Source organism: Streptococcus suis (assembly GCF_019794555.1).
GTDB classification, from domain to species: Bacteria; Bacillota; Bacilli; order Lactobacillales; family Streptococcaceae; genus Streptococcus; species Streptococcus suis_AB.
In genome coordinates this window covers 60,182-78,462 of record NZ_JAIMEP010000008.1, presented here as the reverse complement: position 1 = coordinate 78,462, position 18,281 = coordinate 60,182, and the positions used below count along the sequence as shown (strand labels likewise).

Sequence of the window (18,281 nt, the reverse complement as noted above, 5' to 3'; positions counted from 1 at the left end):
ATGGAAATGTGGTTTTCAGAAGTTCAAACACCTGATGTAAAATTGTCCATTCGCACCAGTCAACAACTTTATGCTGGAAAAAGCGAATACCAAGATATAGCTGTGTTGGACTCGCCAGCCTTTGGAAAAATTTTAACCCTTAATGGTCGTGTTTTATTCTCGGATGCTGATGACTTTGTCTACAATGAGATGGCAGTACATGTACCAATGGCAGTTCATCCAAATCCTAAGAAAATCTTGATTTTAGGTGGTGGAGATGGTGGAGTTGCTCAAGTTCTCAGTATGTATCCTGAAATCGAACGCATTGATGTAGTAGAGCCAGATGAGTTATTGGTTGAAGTGTGTCGTCAGTATTTCCCAGACTATGCATCAGGACTTGAAGATGAGCGTGTAGAGGTTTATTTGCAGGACGGCCTGCGGTTCTTGCGCAATTGTGAAAATGAATATGACATTATCATCAATGATGCGACAGATCCATTTGGACACACGGAAGGGTTGTTTACCAAGGAATTTTACGGTAATGCATACAGGGCTTTGAAGGAAGATGGCATTATGGTCTACCAACATGGTTCGCCATTCTATGATGAGGATGAGTCAGCTTTTCGTTCCATGCATCGCAAGGCTAGTCAATCATTTCCAATTAGTCGTGTCTATCAAGCCCATATTCCAACTTCAGCAGCAGGTTATTGGTTATTTGGATTTGCTTCTAAAAAATACCATCCAATTGAAGATTATGATAAGGAAAAATGGAAAGCGCGCGAGCTTTTTACAGAATATTATACAGCTAACCTTCATGTGGGAGCATTTCTCTTGCCCCGCTATGTTGAAGACATTTTAGAAGAAGAGGAGAAAAGAAAATGAGTCGTTTATTAGTCATTGGTTGCGGTGGTGTAGCCCAAGTTGCCATCAGCAAAGTGTGTCAGGCAGAAGATACTTTCAAGGAGGTCATGATTGCCAGCCGTACCAAGTCAAAGTGTGATGATTTGAAGGCTGCCTTAGAAGGAAAAACTTCCGTAAAAATTGAAACTGCCCAAGTGGATGCGGACAAGGTAGAAGAAGTGATTGCCTTGATTGAAAGCTACCAGCCAAAAGCTGTTTTAAACGTTGCCCTCCCATACCAAGATTTGACCATTATGGACGCTTGTTTGGCGACTAGTGTGGACTACATTGATACAGCCAATTATGAAAGTGAGGATACTGAAAATCCAGAATGGCGTGCTATTTACGAAAAACGTTGTGAAGAAGAAGGATTTACAGCCTACTTTGATTACTCATGGCAGTGGGCTTATAAGGAGCGTTTTGAAAAAGCAGGGCTGACAGCGCTTTTGGGATCCGGATTTGATCCAGGGGTGACCAGTGTATTTTCTGCTTACGCATTGAAGCATTATTTCGATGAAATCCACTATATCGACATCCTAGACTGTAACGGTGGGGATCATGGCTATCCATTTGCGACCAACTTCAACCCTGAAATCAACTTGCGTGAGGTTTCTGCCCCAGGTTCCTACTGGGAAAATGGCAAATGGGTGGAAGTGGAAGCCATGTCTATCAAGCGAGAATATGACTTCCCAGAAGTGGGTCAAAAAGACATGTATCTTCTCCACCACGAAGAAATCGAATCGCTGGCTAAGAATATTCCAGGTGTGAAACGGATTCGCTTCTTTATGACTTTCGGTCAATCCTACTTGACTCATATGAAATGCTTGGAAAATGTTGGTCTCTTGCGGACAGACCCAATCAATTTCAACGGTCAAGAGGTGGTGCCAATCCAATTCCTCAAAGCCCTCTTGCCTGATCCAGCCAGCCTTGGTCCACGTACTGTTGGGAAAACCAACATCGGCTGTATTTTCACAGGTGTCAAAGACGGTCTGGAGAAGACCATCTACATCTACAACGTATGTGACCACCAAGAGTGCTATAAGGAAGTCGGTTCACAGGCTATTTCTTACACAACTGGTGTACCAGCCATGATTGGTACCAAGCTGGTTATGGACGGGACTTGGAAGAAACCAGGTGTCTATAACTTGGAAGAATTGGATCCAGATCCATTTATGGACCTGCTCAACCAGTATGGTCTACCTTGGCAGGTAGTAGAAAATCCAGTTTTGGTGGACTAGATGAGAATAGGACAAGTCCCAACACCAGCCTATGTCATTGACGAGGCAAAGCTGGTAAACAATCTAGAAATTCTTAAGTCGGTCCAAGACCGCACAGGCTGTAAGGTCCTTTTGGCCCAAAAAGCTTTCTCCATGTATGCCACTTACCCGCTGATCAGTCAGTATCTGGCTGGAACAACTGCATCAGGCCTCTATGAAGCTAAGCTGGGTCGTGAGGAGTTTGGGGGCGAAGTCCATGTCTTTGCTCCAGCCTTCAAGGATGCGGATTTGGAGGAGATTTTGGAGATTGTGGACCATATCGTCTTTAACTCAGAGCGCCAGCTCCGCAAGCACGTGGACAAATGCCGAGCAGCTGGAGTCAGTGTTGGCCTGCGGATTAATCCAGAGTGCTCCACCCAAGGTGACCATGCCCTCTATGATCCCTGCGCAGCAGGTTCTCGCTTCGGTGTTCGTATTGACCAGTTTTCAGAAGACCTGCTGGACTTGGTGAATGGCCTGCATTTTCACACCCTCTGTGAGCAAAATTCGGATGATTTGAAAAAAACCTTGGATGCTGTTGAGGCCAAATTCGGTCCCTATCTACACCGTATTAAATGGCTCAATATGGGCGGAGGCCATCATGTGACCAGAGAAGATTATGATCTGGACTTGCTGATTTCCTCTATCCAGCACATGCAGGAAACCTATGGATTAGAAGTCTACATTGAGCCTGGTGAAGCCATTGCCCTCAATGCAGGCTATTTGGTGACAGAAGTTTTAGACATTGTCGAAAATGGCATTGAGACGCTTGTGTTAGATGCATCGGCTACTTGCCATATGCCAGATGTCTTGGAAATGCCCTATCGCCCACCACTACGAAACGGCTTTGAAGCTGAGGAGAAGGACTATACTTACAGACTGTCTTCCAATACTTGTCTGACGGGCGACATCATCGGCGATTATTCCTTTGAAAAGCCTGTGGAGATTGGTGACAAACTCTATTTTGAAGATATGGCCATCTATTCCTTTGTCAAAAATAATACCTTCAATGGCATCGGTCTGCCAAGTTTGGTTTTGATGGATCAGACAGGCGACTGTCGGATTATCAAAAGCTTTGGCTATGAAGATTTCAAGGGGAGGTTGTCATGATAGAAAGTCCAAAAGCAGCTGGCTACCGCATGCCTGCTGAGTATGAGCCCCATCACGGTACCCTAATGGTGTGGCCGACTCGGCCAGGATCCTGGCCCTTTGATGGTCAGGGGGCAAAAAAAGCCTTCAGCCAGGTCATTAAAACCATTGCTGAAAGCGAGCAGGTCTATCTCTTGGTCGATGAGGCACACCGTGAGGAGGCCCAATCCATGCTGGGGGCTGGCATTGCCTACCTGGGCATCCCTACCAACGACGCTTGGGCGCGTGATACAGGTCCGACGGTTTTGGTTCATGAAAATGGCAGAGCTTTGTCTGTCGATTGGGCCTTTAACGCTTGGGGCGGAAGCTATGATGGTCTTTATCAGGATTATGAGGCAGATGATCAGGTGGCTAGTCGCTTTAGTCAGGCCATCGGTCTGCCAGTCCACGATGCCCATCCCTTTGTCCTAGAAGGAGGAGCCATCCATAGCGACGGTGAGGGAACCATCTTGGTGACAGAATCCTGTTTACTGAGCCCAGGCCGCAATCCTCATCTGACCAAGGACCAGATTGAGCAAGTGCTTCTAGATACTCTCGGAGCTGAAAAGGTTCTCTGGCTTCCATACGGAATTTTCAATGATGAAACCAATGAACACGTGGACAATGTTGCGGCCTTTGTCGGCCCAGCTGAGATAGTTTTAGCCTGGACGGATGATGAGTCGGACCCCCAATATGCCATGTCCAAGGCTGATTTGGACTACTTGGAAGAGCAAGTGGATGCCAAGGGCAGAAAGTTGACCGTCCACAAACTGCCTATTCCAAAACATCCTATTCTAGTAACAGAAGAGGATTTGCCAGGCTATATCTATGAAGAAGGGGAAGAAGAACGGACTGCTGGCGAACGCTTGGCAGCTTCCTATGTGAATTTTTACGTCAGCAACGGTGCGGTTTTAGTGCCCCAGTTTGAAGATGAGCATGACGCGCATGCACTGCATCTCCTAGCGCAGCTTTTTCCAACCAGAAAAGTCGTCGGCATACCAGCCCGCGACATCCTACTTGGAGGTGGGAATATACACTGTATCACCCAGCAAATCCCATTTTATGGGGCTAAATGTCTCTGATTCGACGTCGTTGAATTGCCCATCATGAATTTATGAAAAGGATCAAAAAAATGAGAAATGTTACTGTTGCTGCTGTTCAAATGCAATGCAGTCATGTTTTAGCTGAAAATCTGGCGACTGCAGAGCGTTTGGTCAGACAGGCTGCTGGTCAGGGAGCGCAGATTATTCTCCTGCCGGAACTCTTTGAGCGTCCTTATTTTTGTCAAGAACGCCAGTATGATTATTATAACTATGCCAAGTCTGTAGAGGAAAATGATGCTGTTCAGCACTTTATTCCTATCGCCAAAGAATTACAGGTGGTATTGCCTATTTCCTTCTATGAAAAAGATGGAAATAGCCTCTACAATTCCATTGCGGTCATTGATGCGGATGGTAGTGTTTTGGGAGTTTACCGTAAGACTCATATTCCTGACGACCATTATTATCAGGAGAAGTTTTACTTCACACCGGGAAATACTGGGTTTAAGGTCTGGGAAACTCGCTATGGCAAGATTGGTATTGGCATCTGTTGGGACCAATGGTTTCCAGAAACTGCTCGCTGTTTGGCTCTAAATGGGGCAGAATTGCTTTTTTATCCAACAGCTATCGGCTCAGAGCCGATTTTGGATACAGATAGCCAAGGTCATTGGCAACGGACCATGCAAGGACACGCTGCGGCCAATATCATGCCAGTTATTGCAGCTAACCGTATTGGCTTGGAAGAAGTGCAGCCATCTGACGAAAATGGTGGACAGTCTTCCAGCTTGTGTTTCTATGGTTCCTCTTTCTTGACTGATGGGACAGGAGAACTTTTAACAAAGGCGGGACGTGATGAAGAAGTTGTCTTGCTTGCAACGTATGATTTGGATAAGGGAGCGCGTGAACGTTTGGATTGGGGACTCTATAGAGACCGCAGACCGCATATGTATCGACGTATTTCGGAATAATACTCTTCGAAAATCAAAATTATCCGTTGTCAACTTGCCTTGATGAACTCCAGTTCTATCATCGGCTTTGTTTCCTAGGCTATTTTTGATTTTCATTGAGTATAAGAAGCAGAAAGAATTCTTCAAAATACTAAAAAAACTTGGTTGATTGAACCAAGTTTTTTATTTCAAAAAATGATGTAGCCAGTAGCTACCGTAGATCCAAAAATAGCTGTATGCAATGATGGAAAATGGTCGACAGATTAGGATAATCGAAATGAACTTCCGATAGCTCATACTTGTCAGCCCAGAAATCATCACAACAATATCGGCTGGAGTGAAAGGGAATAACATACAGAAAACGAAGAATATTTCATAACCTCGCTTATTGTCAACTTTCTTTTCATATTTATCGAATGTTTCTTCGTTCATAAATAAGAGACAGAATTTTTTACCATATCTCCGAGCGAGCCAGAATAAAATAATACTTCCAATATTTATTCCAATGTAATTTAGGATGAAACCCCACCAAAATTTAAAGACAAGGAAACCAACGACAGTTGTTACCCCACCAGGAATGATAGGGAAAACAACTTGAATAATTTGTAATCCTATGAAAGTTAAGCTGCCATAGACACCTTGATTTTGTAATAAATTGGATAATGCATTCTGATCATTTAATATTCCGATTTTGTAAAGCCAAAACAGGAAAATAGCTGTTCCAATTAGTACAAATATACTTAATACTTGAATAGCTTTTTGAAAGAATTTATACATAATTTCATTCTACCATATTTCTTTTGTAATTAAAATTCAGGAATATAAATAAATATTCTTTGCAATTCGTTCAAGAATCTGATATAATAACTCTCGTATCTAACCCACGGGGTTGTTACGGATTCGACAGGCATTATGAGGCTTGTTCTGCAACTCATCGGCAGATGTAAAAATGCCAGTTAAATATAACTGCAAAAAATACAAATTCTTACGCATTAGCAGCTTAATAACCTGCCTGCGTGACCATTCTCAAATTGCTTGTGTTTGTTGATTGGTCTTAATTTTACAAGCTACGTTGGAATTGAGTCAGGCTGTTCCAAAAGAGATTTACTGACTCGCTTGTACTCGGTTTGAGTTATGTATCAAGTCCAAGTTAAAGTAAGACATAACCTATGGTTGTAGACGAATAAGTTAGCAGGTGTTTGGACGTGGGTTCGACTCCCACCAGCTCCATATATGGAAGATTACTCAAGAGGCTCAAGAGGCCGTGTTGGAAACGCGGTAGGCGTGTAACAGCGTGCGTGGGTTCGAATCCCATGTCTTCCGTATTGCAAGAACGATTTAAAATCGTTCTTTTTTATTTTTTAAACGAGTCTTTCCATCAAAAATGTTCACTTTAAGGTACATGCAACTTGATTTTTAAGGAAAATGTGGTATGATAAGTGACAATATACTCATGAAAGAGATGGAAATACTATTGAATGTTCAGAAATTAGCAAAAGTTGAGTTGCATTGTCATCTAGATGGTTCATTGTCGCTTTCACTTATTCGAAAACTTGCTCAATTAGCTAATCTCTCTCTACCAGAAGAAGATAGTGATTTATGTCAGCTAGTTAGTGTTGATGGCAAGGTGGATAGTTTGATGACCTATTTGAAAAAGTTTGATGTTATTCGTCCACTGTTACAAACTTCTGAGGCTCTCGAATTAGCTACGTACGATGTTGTGCAACAAGCTGCAATGGATAATATTTTGTATATTGAAATTCGTTTTGCACCCGAGTTATCAACTGATAGAGGTCTCACTGTCCTAGAGGCCGTAGAAGCAGTTTTGGCAGGATTAGAGCGGGCTCAGAAAGATTTTCATATAGTGGCTAAATTATTGGTCTGTGGATTAAAACAAACCAATCCAAGTCAGACTAAAGAAATCTTTTCAGCTATTGCAGATTTGGCCCCTAAAGGCTTAGTTGGTTTTGATTTTGCAGGAAATGAGGCAGAATATCCAACGGAGGATTTAGAAGAGCTTATCCAATTTACACAATCCTTGGGCTACCCTATCACATTTCATGCTGGTGAATGTGGCTGTGTGACCAATGTTGCTCATGCTCTGGCACTTGGTATTAAGAGGATTGGACACGGAACCGCCCTCTATAAGAACCCGGAGGTTATTCAGGAACTTATTCATAGTGGAGCAACGGTCGAAATGTGTCTAACATCAAACCTCCAAACTGGAGCTGCCTCATCACTAGCAAGCTTTCCTTATTCTCAACTGATAGAGGCGGGAGCAAAAATCACAATCAATACCGATAATCGAACCGTTTCAAATACAAACTTAAATAAAGAGTACCAACTGTTTGTCGAACATTTCGGTACAACTAAAGAAGATTTTTATCAATTTAATCGTCACGCCATTCATGCAAGTTTTGCTAGCGAGAAAGAAAAGGAAAAATTGTTACGCTTTCTTTCGCTTGCCTACCAACAATAACCTGTAAAAAGAAAGCTCTAAACCACGTCCGAGTGACATGGGAAGAGCTTTTTATTATTGTAGGTTCAACTTCTTGGTCATGATATAATGGGTACCAAAGTAATAACCAAAGGCCAAGACAATATTTAATAATACAAAGAACGGATTTGGATATAAAGAGCTAATAGTCTCTGCATATACATCTCCTTGGTTGATATAATAGAACATACTGATTGAGCCTGACAAAATACTGATACCGATGTAAGTTAAAATGGCAAATAGTAATCGATGATCTCGAAATAGTTGACCAACTGAAATAGAGAAGTAGATAAGTAGGATTCCCCTTATACTCTCAATCAATGTACTAAGAGCATATGCGATGAATACACCGATATCAACTTGCTGAAACACGTATTGCAGTTCAGGAATTAATAATTCATTCGTTGACATCAGTACGAAACTGATTACTATTCCAATAGCTAGGAGAGCAGTTATTCCTGCCAAGAAGTACCATACTAAAGAGGCGACTAGTTTACTAAGGATCAGTTGGTGACTATTGACAGGAAGGGTCATGGTTAAGTATCCTTGTCTTCCGTATATATTGCTTCTAAAACGGTTGATGACCAGAACGAAAGTTGATAGAAAGAGCGCTGCAATTAGAATACCGAATACCATTGATGAAGTACCGAAAAGGAACATTTCTGCGTTTGCAGTATTCACAGCAGATGTAGTTGATTTTAATACCAAAGCCTGTATCCAAAAACCTAATACGACTGAAAGAATAATGACTCCCAAGTAGATTCCCAAATACCATTTTCCAACGGATTTGAATTCATATTTTAATAGTTTTTTAAACATTACAATCCCCTTACATGTTCTGCTTTAAAATCTTGACGGAAGAGTGAATCAATGGATTCTCCTGTTTCAATTCTCAAATCATCTACGTTCCCTTGTCGGATAACACTACCGTACTGTAGGAAAATAACTTCATCTAATATTTGTTCTACATCAGCAATTAAATGGGTAGAGATGATTACGGAAGCTGTTGGAGAATAATTATTCACAATCGTACGAAGAATATAGTCTCGTGCTGCAGGATCAACTCCGCCAATTGGTTCATCTAATACATACAATTGCGCTTGTCGACTCATAACTAATATCAATTGAACTTTTTCTTTGTTCCCTTTTGAGAGATGTTTCATTCGACTATTCAAATCAATTTGCAACTCCGCTAAGAGGGTGCAGGCACGTTCCATATCAAAATCTTTGTAAAAATCTGCAAAAAAATGTACAGCTTCAATTACTTTCATTTGTTCGTCCAAATAGGTTGTATCTGGAAGATAGGAAACGATAGCTTTTGTTTCTGGTGAGGGGGTACGACCATTAATGAGAACTTGACCATACTCAGGTTGAAGTAAGCCGTTGATAATCTTAATCATGGTTGTTTTTCCTGAACCATTTGGACCTAACAAGCCAATTATTTTTCCAGCTGGTAATTTCAAGTTAACATTGTTCAGTGCGACAGCACCTCCATATGACTTGGAAACTTGTTGTAACTCGACCAGTGTAAACGCATTATTCATAAGAAACTCCCTTCAAGAAATCATCTAGTTGTTTAACTAATTCGTCTTGCTTGAAACCTAAATCAAGCATATTTGTAACAAAATTATCTAATTCATTCTGTGCTAATCGGAGACGAGTTCGCCGGATTAGTTCGTCGTTATCTGTCACATATCTGCCAGTGGTTCTAACGGAGTAAACGAATCCTTCTGTTTCTAAGTCAGACAAGGCCCGTTGGACTGTGTTGGGGTTTACACCAGCAGTCTCAGCTAAATCTCGGACAGTAGGAAGTTTGTCTCCTGATTTTAATTGGTTTGTTACTATTTGTAATTTTATGGTATTACTTATCTGGATGTATATTGGGATGTTATTATCAAATTTCCAAGCCATGATTAGTGCCTCTCTATAGGTTAGGTTATGTTTGTATTTTTGTTCTATATACATAATACAATAAAATTTCTTGGACTGCAAGAGAAAAGTTTTATCAAGATGTATTTTTGACAATAAATAAGAGGTTAGAATGATTTTTAAATTGAAAATATGGTGAAGATAGGTTGTAAAACTTGAACTTTGAATTTTGGAATTACCGAACCACGAAATGCGTGGTATCGATATTTTTGGTATAATGTATATAATAATAAAAGGAGAACACCATGCTAGCGCAATTAGATACAAAAACCGTCTATACCTTTATGGATAGCATGGTTACAATTGAAGAATACGTTAAACGTGCAAAAAATCTTGGCTATCAGACTATAGGAATCATGGATATTCATTCTTTGTACGCTGCATATGGATTTTTGGAAACCTGTCAAAAAGAAGGGCTCAGACCCATCATTGGTTGTGAATTGGACTGGAAATATAATAACGGCCAATCAGAAATTTTAACGAAACTGATCGCATTATCGACAAAGGGTTACCAAAACCTGATGAAAATCTCTACCGCAAAAATGACAGGTCAAGATGATTTTGATTCGATTCGTCAATTTCTTCAAGATATTGCAGTTATTGTCCCTTTTAAAGATGGTGTCGATAAACTTGATTTGGGGGTAGACTATTATATAGGTATTTATTCAGATACACCAGTTCAGTCTTTTGACCATCCTGTCCTTCCGTTACATACAGTGCGTTATTTTCAAGAAAATCAACTAGAGAGTCTTCAAGTTTTACGTGCTATCAGAGACAATATTCCTCTTAATCAAGTAAACGAAATTGAACACCAGCAAGTTTTACTATCTGCTGAAAGATTAACGATGATCTTCAAGGAGCGATATCCTCAGGCAATCTCCAATCTTGCACAATTAGTGGAAAATGTTTCTTATCATCTTGATAAAAAAGTTAAACTTCCTCGATTTAATCGTCAGCGACCTGCAGTTGAGGAATTGAGAGAAAAAGCACAAGCAGGCTTAGCGGAAAAACAATTGGATTTCCCCCTTTATCAAGAACGTTTGGATAAGGAATTGGCCATCATTCATCAGATGGGATTTGATGATTATTTCCTGATTGTATGGGATTTACTTCGATTTGGTCGTAGCCAGGGTTACTATATGGGAATGGGACGAGGATCAGCTGTAGGAAGTTTGGTTGCTTATGCATTAAATATTACAGGTATTGATCCTGTCAAACACAACTTGCTATTTGAACGGTTTCTAAATAGTGAACGGTATTCTATGCCCGATATAGATATTGATATACCGGATGTCCATCGCTCGGATTTTATCCGTTATGTTCGTGATCGCTATGGTACGACGCATGCGGCTCAAATTGTGACCTATTCTACTTTTGGAGCCAAGCAAGCTATCCGCGATGTCTTTAAGCGTTTTGGAACACCGGAATATGAACTGACCAATATTACTAAAAAAATTTCTTTTCGTGATAGTCTGGAGTCCGCTTATCAGAGAAACGCCGCATTTCGCCAAATCATCAATAGTAAAATAGAGTATCAAAAAGCCTTTGCTATTGCTAGACAAATTGAAGGCCAGCCAAGGCAAACATCAATTCATGCTGCTGGTGTTGTGGTTAGTGACGAGGACTTGACGGATACTATTCCATTAAAAATCGGCGACGATATGCTGATAACACAGTATGATGCTCACGCGGTTGAAGCTAATGGACTTCTAAAGATGGATTTTCTGGGGTTAAGAAACCTGACATTTGTTCAGAAAATGGCGGAATTGGTCAAGAAGAAATATAATAAAACGATTGATATTGCTGCAATTGATTTGGAGGATTCGGCAACTTTAGAATTATTTGCCAAAGGGCTGACCAAAGGTATTTTTCAATTTGAACAGCCAGGTGCCATTAGCTTATTAAAACGTGTAAAACCTACTCGTTTTGAGGATATCGTAGCTACTACAAGTTTGAACCGCCCTGGTGCGAGTGATTATTCAGAGAATTTTGTTCAACGAAAACAGGGCAAAGAAGCAGTCGTCTTGTTAGATCCATCAATTGCTTCTATACTTGAACCGACCTACGGGATTATGCTTTATCAAGAACAGGTCATGCAGATTGCTCAAGTGTATGCTGGATTTACGCTTGGGAAAGCCGACTTGCTCCGTCGAGCCATGTCTAAGAAAAATGCTCAGGAAATGCAAGCGATGGAGGCTGATTTTTTAATAGGAGCTGAAAAGAATGGCCATGAGAAGTCAAAAGCCAAAGATATTTTTGCGATGATGGCCAAGTTTGCTGGCTACGGTTTTAATAGAAGCCATGCTTATGCTTATTCAGCCCTTGCCTTTCAGATGGCTTATTTTAAAACTCATTATCCAGATGTATTTTTTGAAGTGATGTTGAATTATTCGAATGTAGCTTATATTCATGATGCCTTGCAATTCGAATTTCAGATTGCCCCATTGTACATCAATACCATTCCTTACCATGATAAATTTGAGCAAGATAAAATCTACATGGGCCTAAAAACTATTAAAGGATTATCTAAAGATTTCGCTATTTGGATAATAGAAAATCGACCATTCATTACATTTGAAGATTTTATTCTACGACTACCTCATCAATATAGAAAACAAGAACAGTTATTGCCGTTGATACAACTTGGTTTATTTGATGAGATTGAGTCGAATCGGAAGAAAATAGTTGAAAATCTTGAAAATCTGTTCGTTTTTGCGGAAGCATTTGGGACTTTTTTTGCGGAGGAAGCCTATAGTTGGAAAGAAGTAGATGATTATAGTGATATTGAAAAGTATACGATGGAGCAAGAAATTGTTGGGGTTGGAATTAGTCCGCACCCACTGCTAGCTCTAAGGAAGCATTCTACCCATCACCTGACAGAGATTGCAGATTTAGTAGTTGGAAATAAAGAGACCGTATTAGTGCAAATTCAAACTGTAAGAATTATTCGTACGAAAAAAACTGGGGAGCAGATGGCCTTTCTACAAGTAACCGATACAAAACATAAATTGGATGTTACTTTATTTCCTGAAACTTACAGAAAATATCAATCGTTTTTAAAAGAAAATGTCATTTGTTATTTGACTGGAAGGGTTCAGGAACGGGATAATCAACACCAACTCGTGCTGGATTATTTAGAATTGGTCGCACAAGAAAAGCTTTGGATATTGTTAGAAAACAAAGAGAATGATTTTGCAATTGCTCGCATTTTAGAAAAATATAGGGGAACAATTCCCGTTGTGCTACACTATCAAGATAGTAATCAGACAATTCAAGCTGAGACTTATATGGTAATGAAAACGCCTCAATTAGAAGAAGAATTGGCAGAATTTGTTATGAAAGCGATTTTTCGATAAAAAATTAGCAAAAAGTCAAGCAAGTTTATCTTAAGTATGTTATAATAGGGCAGTTAAAATGAAAAGTTAAAGGAGCATAAACGAATGAAACGTATTGCTGTTTTGACCAGTGGTGGTGATGCCCCTGGTATGAACGCTGCTATTCGTGCAGTTGTTCGCCAAGCAATTTCAGAAGGAATGGAAGTTTATGGAATCAATGAAGGTTACGCAGGTATGGTTGCGGGTGATATCCATGAATTGTCTGCACGTTCTGTAGGTGATGTAATTTCACGTGGAGGAACATTCCTTGGTTCAGCTCGTTATCCAGAATTTGCCAAATTAGAAGGGCAACTTAAAGGGATTGAGCAATTGAAAAAACATGGTATTGAAGGTGTAGTTGTCATTGGTGGTGACGGTTCTTACCATGGTGCAATGCGCTTAACAGAACATGGTTTCCCAGCTATTGGTCTTCCGGGAACAATTGATAATGATATCGTAGGTACAGATTTTACAATCGGTTTTGATACAGCTGTAACTACAGCTATGGACGCAATTGATAAGATCCGTGACACTTCTTCAAGTCACCGCCGTACTTTCGTTGTTGAAGTAATGGGACGTCATGCGGGAGATATTGCTCTTTGGGCTGGTATTGCTTCTGGTGCAGATGTTATCGTTGTTCCAGAAGAAGAGTATAATATCAGTGAAATTGTAGAGCGTATAAAAGCTGGCTACGAAAATGGTAAGAAGCATAGCATTATTGTCTTGGCTGAAGGAGTTATGCCTGCTGCGAAATTTGCTGAAGAGTTGAAGGCAGCTGGTGATACTAGCGATCTTCGTGTGACTGAACTCGGTCATATTCAACGTGGTGGTTCACCGACAGCACGTGATCGTGTACTTGCATCTCGTATGGGAGCTCATGCGGTTAAACTATTGAAAGAAGGTCGTGGAGGCCTTGCAGTAGGTATCCGCAATGAACAAATGGTAGAAAATCCAATTCTAGGAACTGCAGAAGAAGGTGCCTTGTTCAGCTTGACTGCTGACGGTAAGATTGTTGTAAATAATCCACACAAAGCAGATTTGGAAATGGCTGATTTAAATCGTAACTTGTCTATTTAAAGTAGCGTTGTTTTATAGTGTTAATTTAGGGTCATAAGACCATAAAAATAAAAGGAGTTTTATTTATCATGAACAAACGTGTCAAAATCGTTGCAACTCTTGGTCCTGCGGTTGAAATCCGCGGTGGTAAAAAATTCGGTGACGATGGTTACTGGGGCGAAAAATTAGATGTTGAAGCATCTGCTCAAAAAATTGCCCAATTGATTACTGAAGGTGCTAACGTATTCCGTTTCAACTTCTCACATGGTGACCACCAAGAGCAAGGTGAACGTATGGCAACTGTACGTCGCGCCGAAGAAATTGCTGGTAAAAAAGTAGCTTTCTTGTTGGATACAAAAGGTCCTGAAATTCGTACTGAGTTATTCGAAGGTGATGCAAAAGAGTATTCTTATACAACTGGTGAGCAACTTCGCGTAGCAACAAAACAAGGCATCAAATCAACTAAAGAAGTGATTGCTTTGAACGTCGCTGGTGGTCTTGATGTATTCGACGACGTTGAAGTTGGTAAACAAATCCTTGTAGACGATGGTAAACTTGGATTGACAGTTATCGCTAAAGATGAAGAAACACGTGAGTTCATCGTTGGTGTTGAAAATGATGGTGTTATTGCAAAACAAAAAGGTGTAAACATTCCTTACACTAAAATTCCTTTCCCGGCTCTTGCAGATCGTGATAACGCAGATATTCGTTTTGGTCTTGAGCAAGGTTTGAACTTTATCGCAATTTCATTTGTACGTACTGCAAAAGACGTTGAAGAAGTGCGTAACATCTGTAAAGAAACTGGTAACGATCATGTTCAATTGTTCGCAAAAATTGAAAACCAACAAGGTATCGATAATATTGATGAAATCATCGAAGCAGCTGATGGTATCATGATTGCGCGTGGTGACATGGGTATTGAAGTACCGTTTGAAATGGTTCCAGTTTACCAAAAAATGATTATCACTAAAGTGAATGCGGCTGGTAAAGCAGTTATTACGGCAACAAACATGTTGGAAACAATGACTGAAAAACCACGTGCAACTCGTTCAGAAGTTTCAGACGTGTTCAACGCAGTTATCGATGGTACAGATGCTACAATGCTTTCTGGTGAGTCAGCAAATGGTAAATACCCTGTTGAATCAGTTCGCACAATGGCAACTATTGCTAAGAATGCTCAAACATTGTTGAATGAATACGGTCGTTTGACTTCAGATCACTTTAACCGTGCTTCTAAAACTGAAGTTATCGCATCTGCAGTTAAAGATGCTTGTCATTCAATGAACATCAAATTGGTGGTAACTGTGACAGAAACTGGTTTCTCAGCTCGTCAAATTTCTAAATACCGCCCAGATGCAGATATTCTTGCAATTACTTTCACAGAGAAAGTTCAAAAATCATTGATGGTGAACTGGGGTGTTATTCCAGTAGTAACTGAAAAACCAGACTCAACTGATGATATGTTTGAATTGGCAGAACAAGTTGCTTTAGAGCAAGGTCTCGTTGAATCCGGAGATAATATTGTGATTGTTGCTGGTGTACCAGTAGGTGTGTCAGGTTCAACAAACACAATGCGAGTTCGCACTGTAAAATAATCTATAAAGAAAAAGCCTATTGTATCAACGATTATTCGTTGTGCAGTAGGTTTTTATTTTTTTAGGCAATTGCAAGAAGTATGAATCAGTTCTCAAATCTATTAAATATAGGGAAAAATAAAAGAGTCAAAGGCTAGTTTTTGACTCTTTTAATATACTTATTAGGTGAGTATGGTGTTCGATCAAAGTTTAATTCGTATCCAAGAATTTCGTTTGCGATTTGCCAACCGATAATTGGCCCATTTGTTAAACCAGTAGAGCCTAGACCGCTAGCTACCCAGACATTAGGCATATCCTCAATATTTCCGTAGAATGGAGAATAAGTTGAAGTATAGGCGCGCGTTCCAATGCGAGATCTGGCTACAGGATAATTTGCCAAATCAGGCATAAATTCGGCTATTTTATCATGCATGGCTTGGATTTTTTCAGGGTCTATTTCTAAATCGTACCCCATATCATCTTCATGAGTTGCACCAATAATGATTTTTCCATTTTCAAATGGTAGGATGTCAATCTCTCCGTAAGGCATACAAACTGGCCAATTATCTGTATCGAATTCTGTATCTAATTCTAACAATTGTCCTTTTTGTGGTCGAACATCCACTTGATAACCAAGAGGTTCAAGAATATGTGGCAACCAGGCCCCTGTGGCTAAGATTATATGGTCAGCACTAAGCACTTGATGGTCTACTTCGACTGTATTGGCATCTAACAGTTTTGCCTGTCCTTGTAGAAGCGCTCCGCCATTTTTTAACACTTGCTCTTGAAGGATATCAATCAAACGCCCACCATCAATACGACCGCCACCTTCTAAATGGATACCAAAAAAATCGGGTTTGAGCGGTGGAAGGTACTGGCTGATTTCTGCGCCAATTAAGGGGGTGATTTTCCCGATAGTTGGAGTGTCAACACGACGGTCCTCCGCTATTTTTTGGATTTTATCAAGTAGTTCAGGTTTGCTTTTTAGGCCGATAGTTCCAGTCTGTTTGAAGGGAATCTCAGTAGCACCCGATTTTTCCAAATCGGCTACCAATTGACGGTAGAAAACAGCACCATCGGATGTTAACTTATACCAGTCTTTATTTTTCTTTTGAGCCATCCATGGGCAAATGATACCAGCAGCTGCTCGAGTAGCTGTTCCGACACCTGAATCAATGAGAGTAAGATTGACTCGTTCTTCTTGGGAGAGATAAAAGGCTGCAGTAGAGCCAACAATTCCTCCGCCTATAATAATAACTTGTTTTTTCATAAGTTAATTATATCACAAATTCATAAGTTTATTTATTTTTTTCAACATGATACAATAGAAAATAAGAAAAATTGAGGAGTTCGTGTGTCAGATATAATGTATCCTGAGGTCCTAACCGTTGGAAGTGGGGCCGTAAAAGTTGCAACAGTCGGAGATAGTTTGACTTATGGATATGGCTTAGAGAATCGTGAAAAAGATGCCTATCCTTGTATTCTAGCTGAGAAACTTGGCTCACATTATCAAGTTTCAAATTATGGTTTGAGTGGGCGTTCACTTCAGTCAACTGCAGATTTTCCTTATTTTAATGAGGAAAATGCTCAGTTATCTTTGGACAGCGAAGCGGATATTGTGATTATTATGATAGGCAGTAATGATAGCCGAGCGCCTTATTGGAATAGAGAACGGTTTGTCCGGGAGTATAAAGAAATGGCAGAGCGTTATGCCAATCTTTCAAGTCAGCCAGATGTCTATCTTGTTATTCCACCTTTCGTTCCAACCAGTCGCTTTGGATTGAATAATCAAATTGTTGAAGCAGAACTTCAAACAATTATTACTGAAATAGGGAATCAATTGGATCTTCCTGTTATAAATCTCTATTCGGTAACAAAAGGTCATAATGAGTATTATAGTGATGGGCTCCATTTGAATCCCCAAGGAAACCAAGTAATTGCTTCAGAAATTCACCGTCATCTCGTCAATGAAATAGTTTGAAATATGATATAATGTTAAGTGAAAGGGTGAGATTATGGTTAGAAGAGATTTTGTAAAACACATTGTATTGTTATTATTGTTACTAACGGGAATCATTGGTTTACGTGTTTGGTTTTTTGAGCCAGTAACAATTACCAAAGATGATTCAAATACTTATTTACATGAAAATGATTCCATTATTGCATTTAAAAATGCAACGATTGAACATGGAGATTTCATTTTGTATGAGATTGATGGTCACGAATATGTCAGTAGAGTCATTGCGATGACTAATGAGAGAGTTACTTATATGGATGATGTATTGTATCGAAACGAGGTTGTTGTGGATGAGACCTATTTAAAAACTCCTCAATTTCAAGAGTACTATACAGAGGATTTAACAATTGCAACGATAACAAATGGGGAATATCAAGTGATACCAAAAGATTATTTCTTGGTTCTAAATGATAATCGCACAAATAAAGATGATAGTAGGACTTTTGGTTTGATTCCTAAAAAAAATGTGATTGGTCGATTAACATTTAGAATTAGTCCCTTGACTAAATTTGGATTTATTGAAACTGGATTAGTTAGTGATAACTAGTCTTTTTCTTTCATTATAATTCCCGAAACAGGACTAT

At 39.9% G+C, this 18,281-nt stretch carries 16 protein-coding genes, 1 tRNA gene and 1 other RNA gene; 13 read left to right on the top strand and 5 right to left on the bottom strand.

Annotated features, from left to right (window positions below):
* The 5 genes from speE to aguB are packed head-to-tail and all read left to right on the top strand — an operon-like array spanning position 1 to position 5,271.
* Entirely contained in the window at positions 1-861 is an 861-nt protein-coding gene (speE, locus tag K6V48_RS05250) for a polyamine aminopropyltransferase (RefSeq protein WP_024392685.1), read from the top strand.
* Positions 858-2,117, top strand: coding sequence for a saccharopine dehydrogenase family protein (locus K6V48_RS05245; protein WP_222368350.1), 1,260 nt, complete (start codon positions 858-860; stop codon positions 2,115-2,117). The genes speE and K6V48_RS05245 overlap by 4 nt, the downstream gene beginning before the upstream one ends.
* Positions 2,118-3,245, top strand: a complete 1,128-nt coding sequence (nspC, locus tag K6V48_RS05240) for a carboxynorspermidine decarboxylase (protein WP_222368348.1) — start codon at positions 2,118-2,120, stop codon at positions 3,243-3,245.
* Complete coding sequence (gene aguA, locus K6V48_RS05235) at positions 3,242-4,345, top strand: agmatine deiminase (protein WP_222368345.1); 1,104 nt, start codon at positions 3,242-3,244, stop codon at positions 4,343-4,345. Before nspC ends, aguA begins: the two co-directional genes overlap by 4 nt.
* A gap of 50 nt (positions 4,346-4,395) precedes the next feature.
* Complete coding sequence (aguB, locus tag K6V48_RS05230) at positions 4,396-5,271, top strand: N-carbamoylputrescine amidase (protein WP_222368395.1); 876 nt, start codon at positions 4,396-4,398, stop codon at positions 5,269-5,271.
* A 162-nt stretch (positions 5,272-5,433) separates the two neighbouring features.
* On the opposite strand, the gene K6V48_RS05225 is transcribed toward aguB, so the two are convergent.
* A complete protein-coding gene (locus K6V48_RS05225; protein ID WP_222368342.1) occupies positions 5,434-6,027 on the bottom strand; it encodes a TVP38/TMEM64 family protein in 594 nt (197 codons plus the stop codon).
* 108 nt (positions 6,028-6,135) lie between these two features.
* Here K6V48_RS05225 and ssrA point away from each other — a divergent pair.
* The 3 genes from ssrA to add all read left to right on the top strand — a co-directional run bounded on the left by ssrA (position 6,136) and on the right by add (position 7,729).
* Positions 6,136-6,483, top strand: a transfer-messenger RNA (tmRNA) gene (gene ssrA / locus K6V48_RS05220).
* 2 nt (positions 6,484-6,485) lie between these two features.
* Positions 6,486-6,573 (top strand) — tRNA-Ser (locus tag K6V48_RS05215).
* Between the two features lie 139 nt (positions 6,574-6,712).
* The gene (gene add, locus K6V48_RS05210) at positions 6,713-7,729 is read left to right on the top strand and encodes an adenosine deaminase (RefSeq protein ID WP_222368393.1); all 1,017 of its coding nucleotides are present in this window, start codon (positions 6,713-6,715) and stop codon (positions 7,727-7,729) included.
* Positions 7,730-7,783: 54 nt separating this feature from the next.
* Here the strand turns inward: add and K6V48_RS05205 are convergent, their stop codons facing one another.
* The 3 genes from K6V48_RS05205 to K6V48_RS05195 are packed head-to-tail and all read right to left on the bottom strand — an operon-like array spanning position 7,784 to position 9,658.
* On the bottom strand, positions 7,784-8,566 hold the full coding sequence (locus K6V48_RS05205; protein WP_024396258.1) for a hypothetical protein: 783 nt from the start codon (positions 8,564-8,566) through the stop codon (positions 7,784-7,786).
* Positions 8,566-9,291, bottom strand: coding sequence for an ABC transporter ATP-binding protein (locus tag K6V48_RS05200; protein ID WP_024396257.1), 726 nt, complete (start codon positions 9,289-9,291; stop codon positions 8,566-8,568). Before K6V48_RS05200 ends, K6V48_RS05205 begins: the two co-directional genes overlap by 1 nt.
* Positions 9,284-9,658: a GntR family transcriptional regulator gene (locus tag K6V48_RS05195; RefSeq protein WP_024396256.1), complete on the bottom strand. Its 375-nt coding sequence runs from the start codon at positions 9,656-9,658 to the stop codon at positions 9,284-9,286. Before K6V48_RS05195 ends, K6V48_RS05200 begins: the two co-directional genes overlap by 8 nt.
* A 263-nt stretch (positions 9,659-9,921) precedes the next feature.
* Between K6V48_RS05195 and K6V48_RS05190 the strand changes: the two genes are divergently transcribed.
* From K6V48_RS05190 to pyk, 3 genes are all read left to right on the top strand, one after another.
* Complete coding sequence (locus K6V48_RS05190) at positions 9,922-13,032, top strand: DNA polymerase III subunit alpha (RefSeq protein ID WP_222368339.1); 3,111 nt, start codon at positions 9,922-9,924, stop codon at positions 13,030-13,032.
* A gap of 84 nt (positions 13,033-13,116) precedes the next feature.
* Positions 13,117-14,127: a 6-phosphofructokinase gene (gene pfkA, locus K6V48_RS05185; RefSeq protein ID WP_105127014.1), complete on the top strand. Its 1,011-nt coding sequence runs from the start codon at positions 13,117-13,119 to the stop codon at positions 14,125-14,127.
* Positions 14,128-14,195: 68 nt separating this feature from the next.
* The gene (pyk, locus tag K6V48_RS05180) at positions 14,196-15,701 is read left to right on the top strand and encodes a pyruvate kinase (RefSeq protein ID WP_172071262.1); all 1,506 of its coding nucleotides are present in this window, start codon (positions 14,196-14,198) and stop codon (positions 15,699-15,701) included.
* 133 nt (positions 15,702-15,834) lie between these two features.
* Here the strand turns inward: pyk and K6V48_RS05175 are convergent, their stop codons facing one another.
* Positions 15,835-16,950, bottom strand: a complete 1,116-nt coding sequence (locus K6V48_RS05175) for an NAD(P)/FAD-dependent oxidoreductase (protein ID WP_222368337.1) — start codon at positions 16,948-16,950, stop codon at positions 15,835-15,837.
* A gap of 84 nt (positions 16,951-17,034) precedes the next feature.
* On the opposite strand from K6V48_RS05175, the gene K6V48_RS05170 reads away from it, so the two are divergent.
* Positions 17,035-17,661: a GDSL-type esterase/lipase family protein gene (locus tag K6V48_RS05170; protein ID WP_222368334.1), complete on the top strand. Its 627-nt coding sequence runs from the start codon at positions 17,035-17,037 to the stop codon at positions 17,659-17,661.
* A 34-nt stretch (positions 17,662-17,695) separates the two neighbouring features.
* Complete coding sequence (gene lepB / locus K6V48_RS05165; RefSeq protein WP_105127010.1) at positions 17,696-18,244, top strand: signal peptidase I; 549 nt, start codon at positions 17,696-17,698, stop codon at positions 18,242-18,244.
* Positions 18,245-18,281 lie beyond the last annotated feature (37 nt).

Bases quoted from the DNA above. Each gene is read 5' to 3' on its own strand.
- pyk (WP_172071262.1), top strand. From the start codon at position 14,196: ATGAACAAACGTGTCAAAATCGTTGCAACTCTTGGTCCTGCGGTTGAA.
- K6V48_RS05245 (WP_222368350.1), top strand. From the start codon at position 858: ATGAGTCGTTTATTAGTCATTGGTTGCGGTGGTGTAGCCCAAGTTGCC.
- K6V48_RS05200 (WP_024396257.1), bottom strand. From the start codon at position 9,291: ATGAATAATGCGTTTACACTGGTCGAGTTACAACAAGTTTCCAAGTCA.
- aguA (WP_222368345.1), top strand. From the start codon at position 3,242: ATGATAGAAAGTCCAAAAGCAGCTGGCTACCGCATGCCTGCTGAGTAT.
- aguB (WP_222368395.1), top strand. From the start codon at position 4,396: ATGAGAAATGTTACTGTTGCTGCTGTTCAAATGCAATGCAGTCATGTT.
- add (WP_222368393.1), top strand. From the start codon at position 6,713: ATGGAAATACTATTGAATGTTCAGAAATTAGCAAAAGTTGAGTTGCAT.
- speE (WP_024392685.1), top strand. From the start codon at position 1: ATGGAAATGTGGTTTTCAGAAGTTCAAACACCTGATGTAAAATTGTCC.
- K6V48_RS05205 (WP_024396258.1), bottom strand. From the start codon at position 8,566: ATGTTTAAAAAACTATTAAAATATGAATTCAAATCCGTTGGAAAATGG.
- K6V48_RS05175 (WP_222368337.1), bottom strand. From the start codon at position 16,950: ATGAAAAAACAAGTTATTATTATAGGCGGAGGAATTGTTGGCTCTACT.
- K6V48_RS05195 (WP_024396256.1), bottom strand. From the start codon at position 9,658: ATGGCTTGGAAATTTGATAATAACATCCCAATATACATCCAGATAAGT.
- nspC (WP_222368348.1), top strand. From the start codon at position 2,118: ATGAGAATAGGACAAGTCCCAACACCAGCCTATGTCATTGACGAGGCA.
- K6V48_RS05190 (WP_222368339.1), top strand. From the start codon at position 9,922: ATGCTAGCGCAATTAGATACAAAAACCGTCTATACCTTTATGGATAGC.
- lepB (WP_105127010.1), top strand. From the start codon at position 17,696: ATGGTTAGAAGAGATTTTGTAAAACACATTGTATTGTTATTATTGTTA.
- pfkA (WP_105127014.1), top strand. From the start codon at position 13,117: ATGAAACGTATTGCTGTTTTGACCAGTGGTGGTGATGCCCCTGGTATG.
- K6V48_RS05225 (WP_222368342.1), bottom strand. From the start codon at position 6,027: ATGTATAAATTCTTTCAAAAAGCTATTCAAGTATTAAGTATATTTGTA.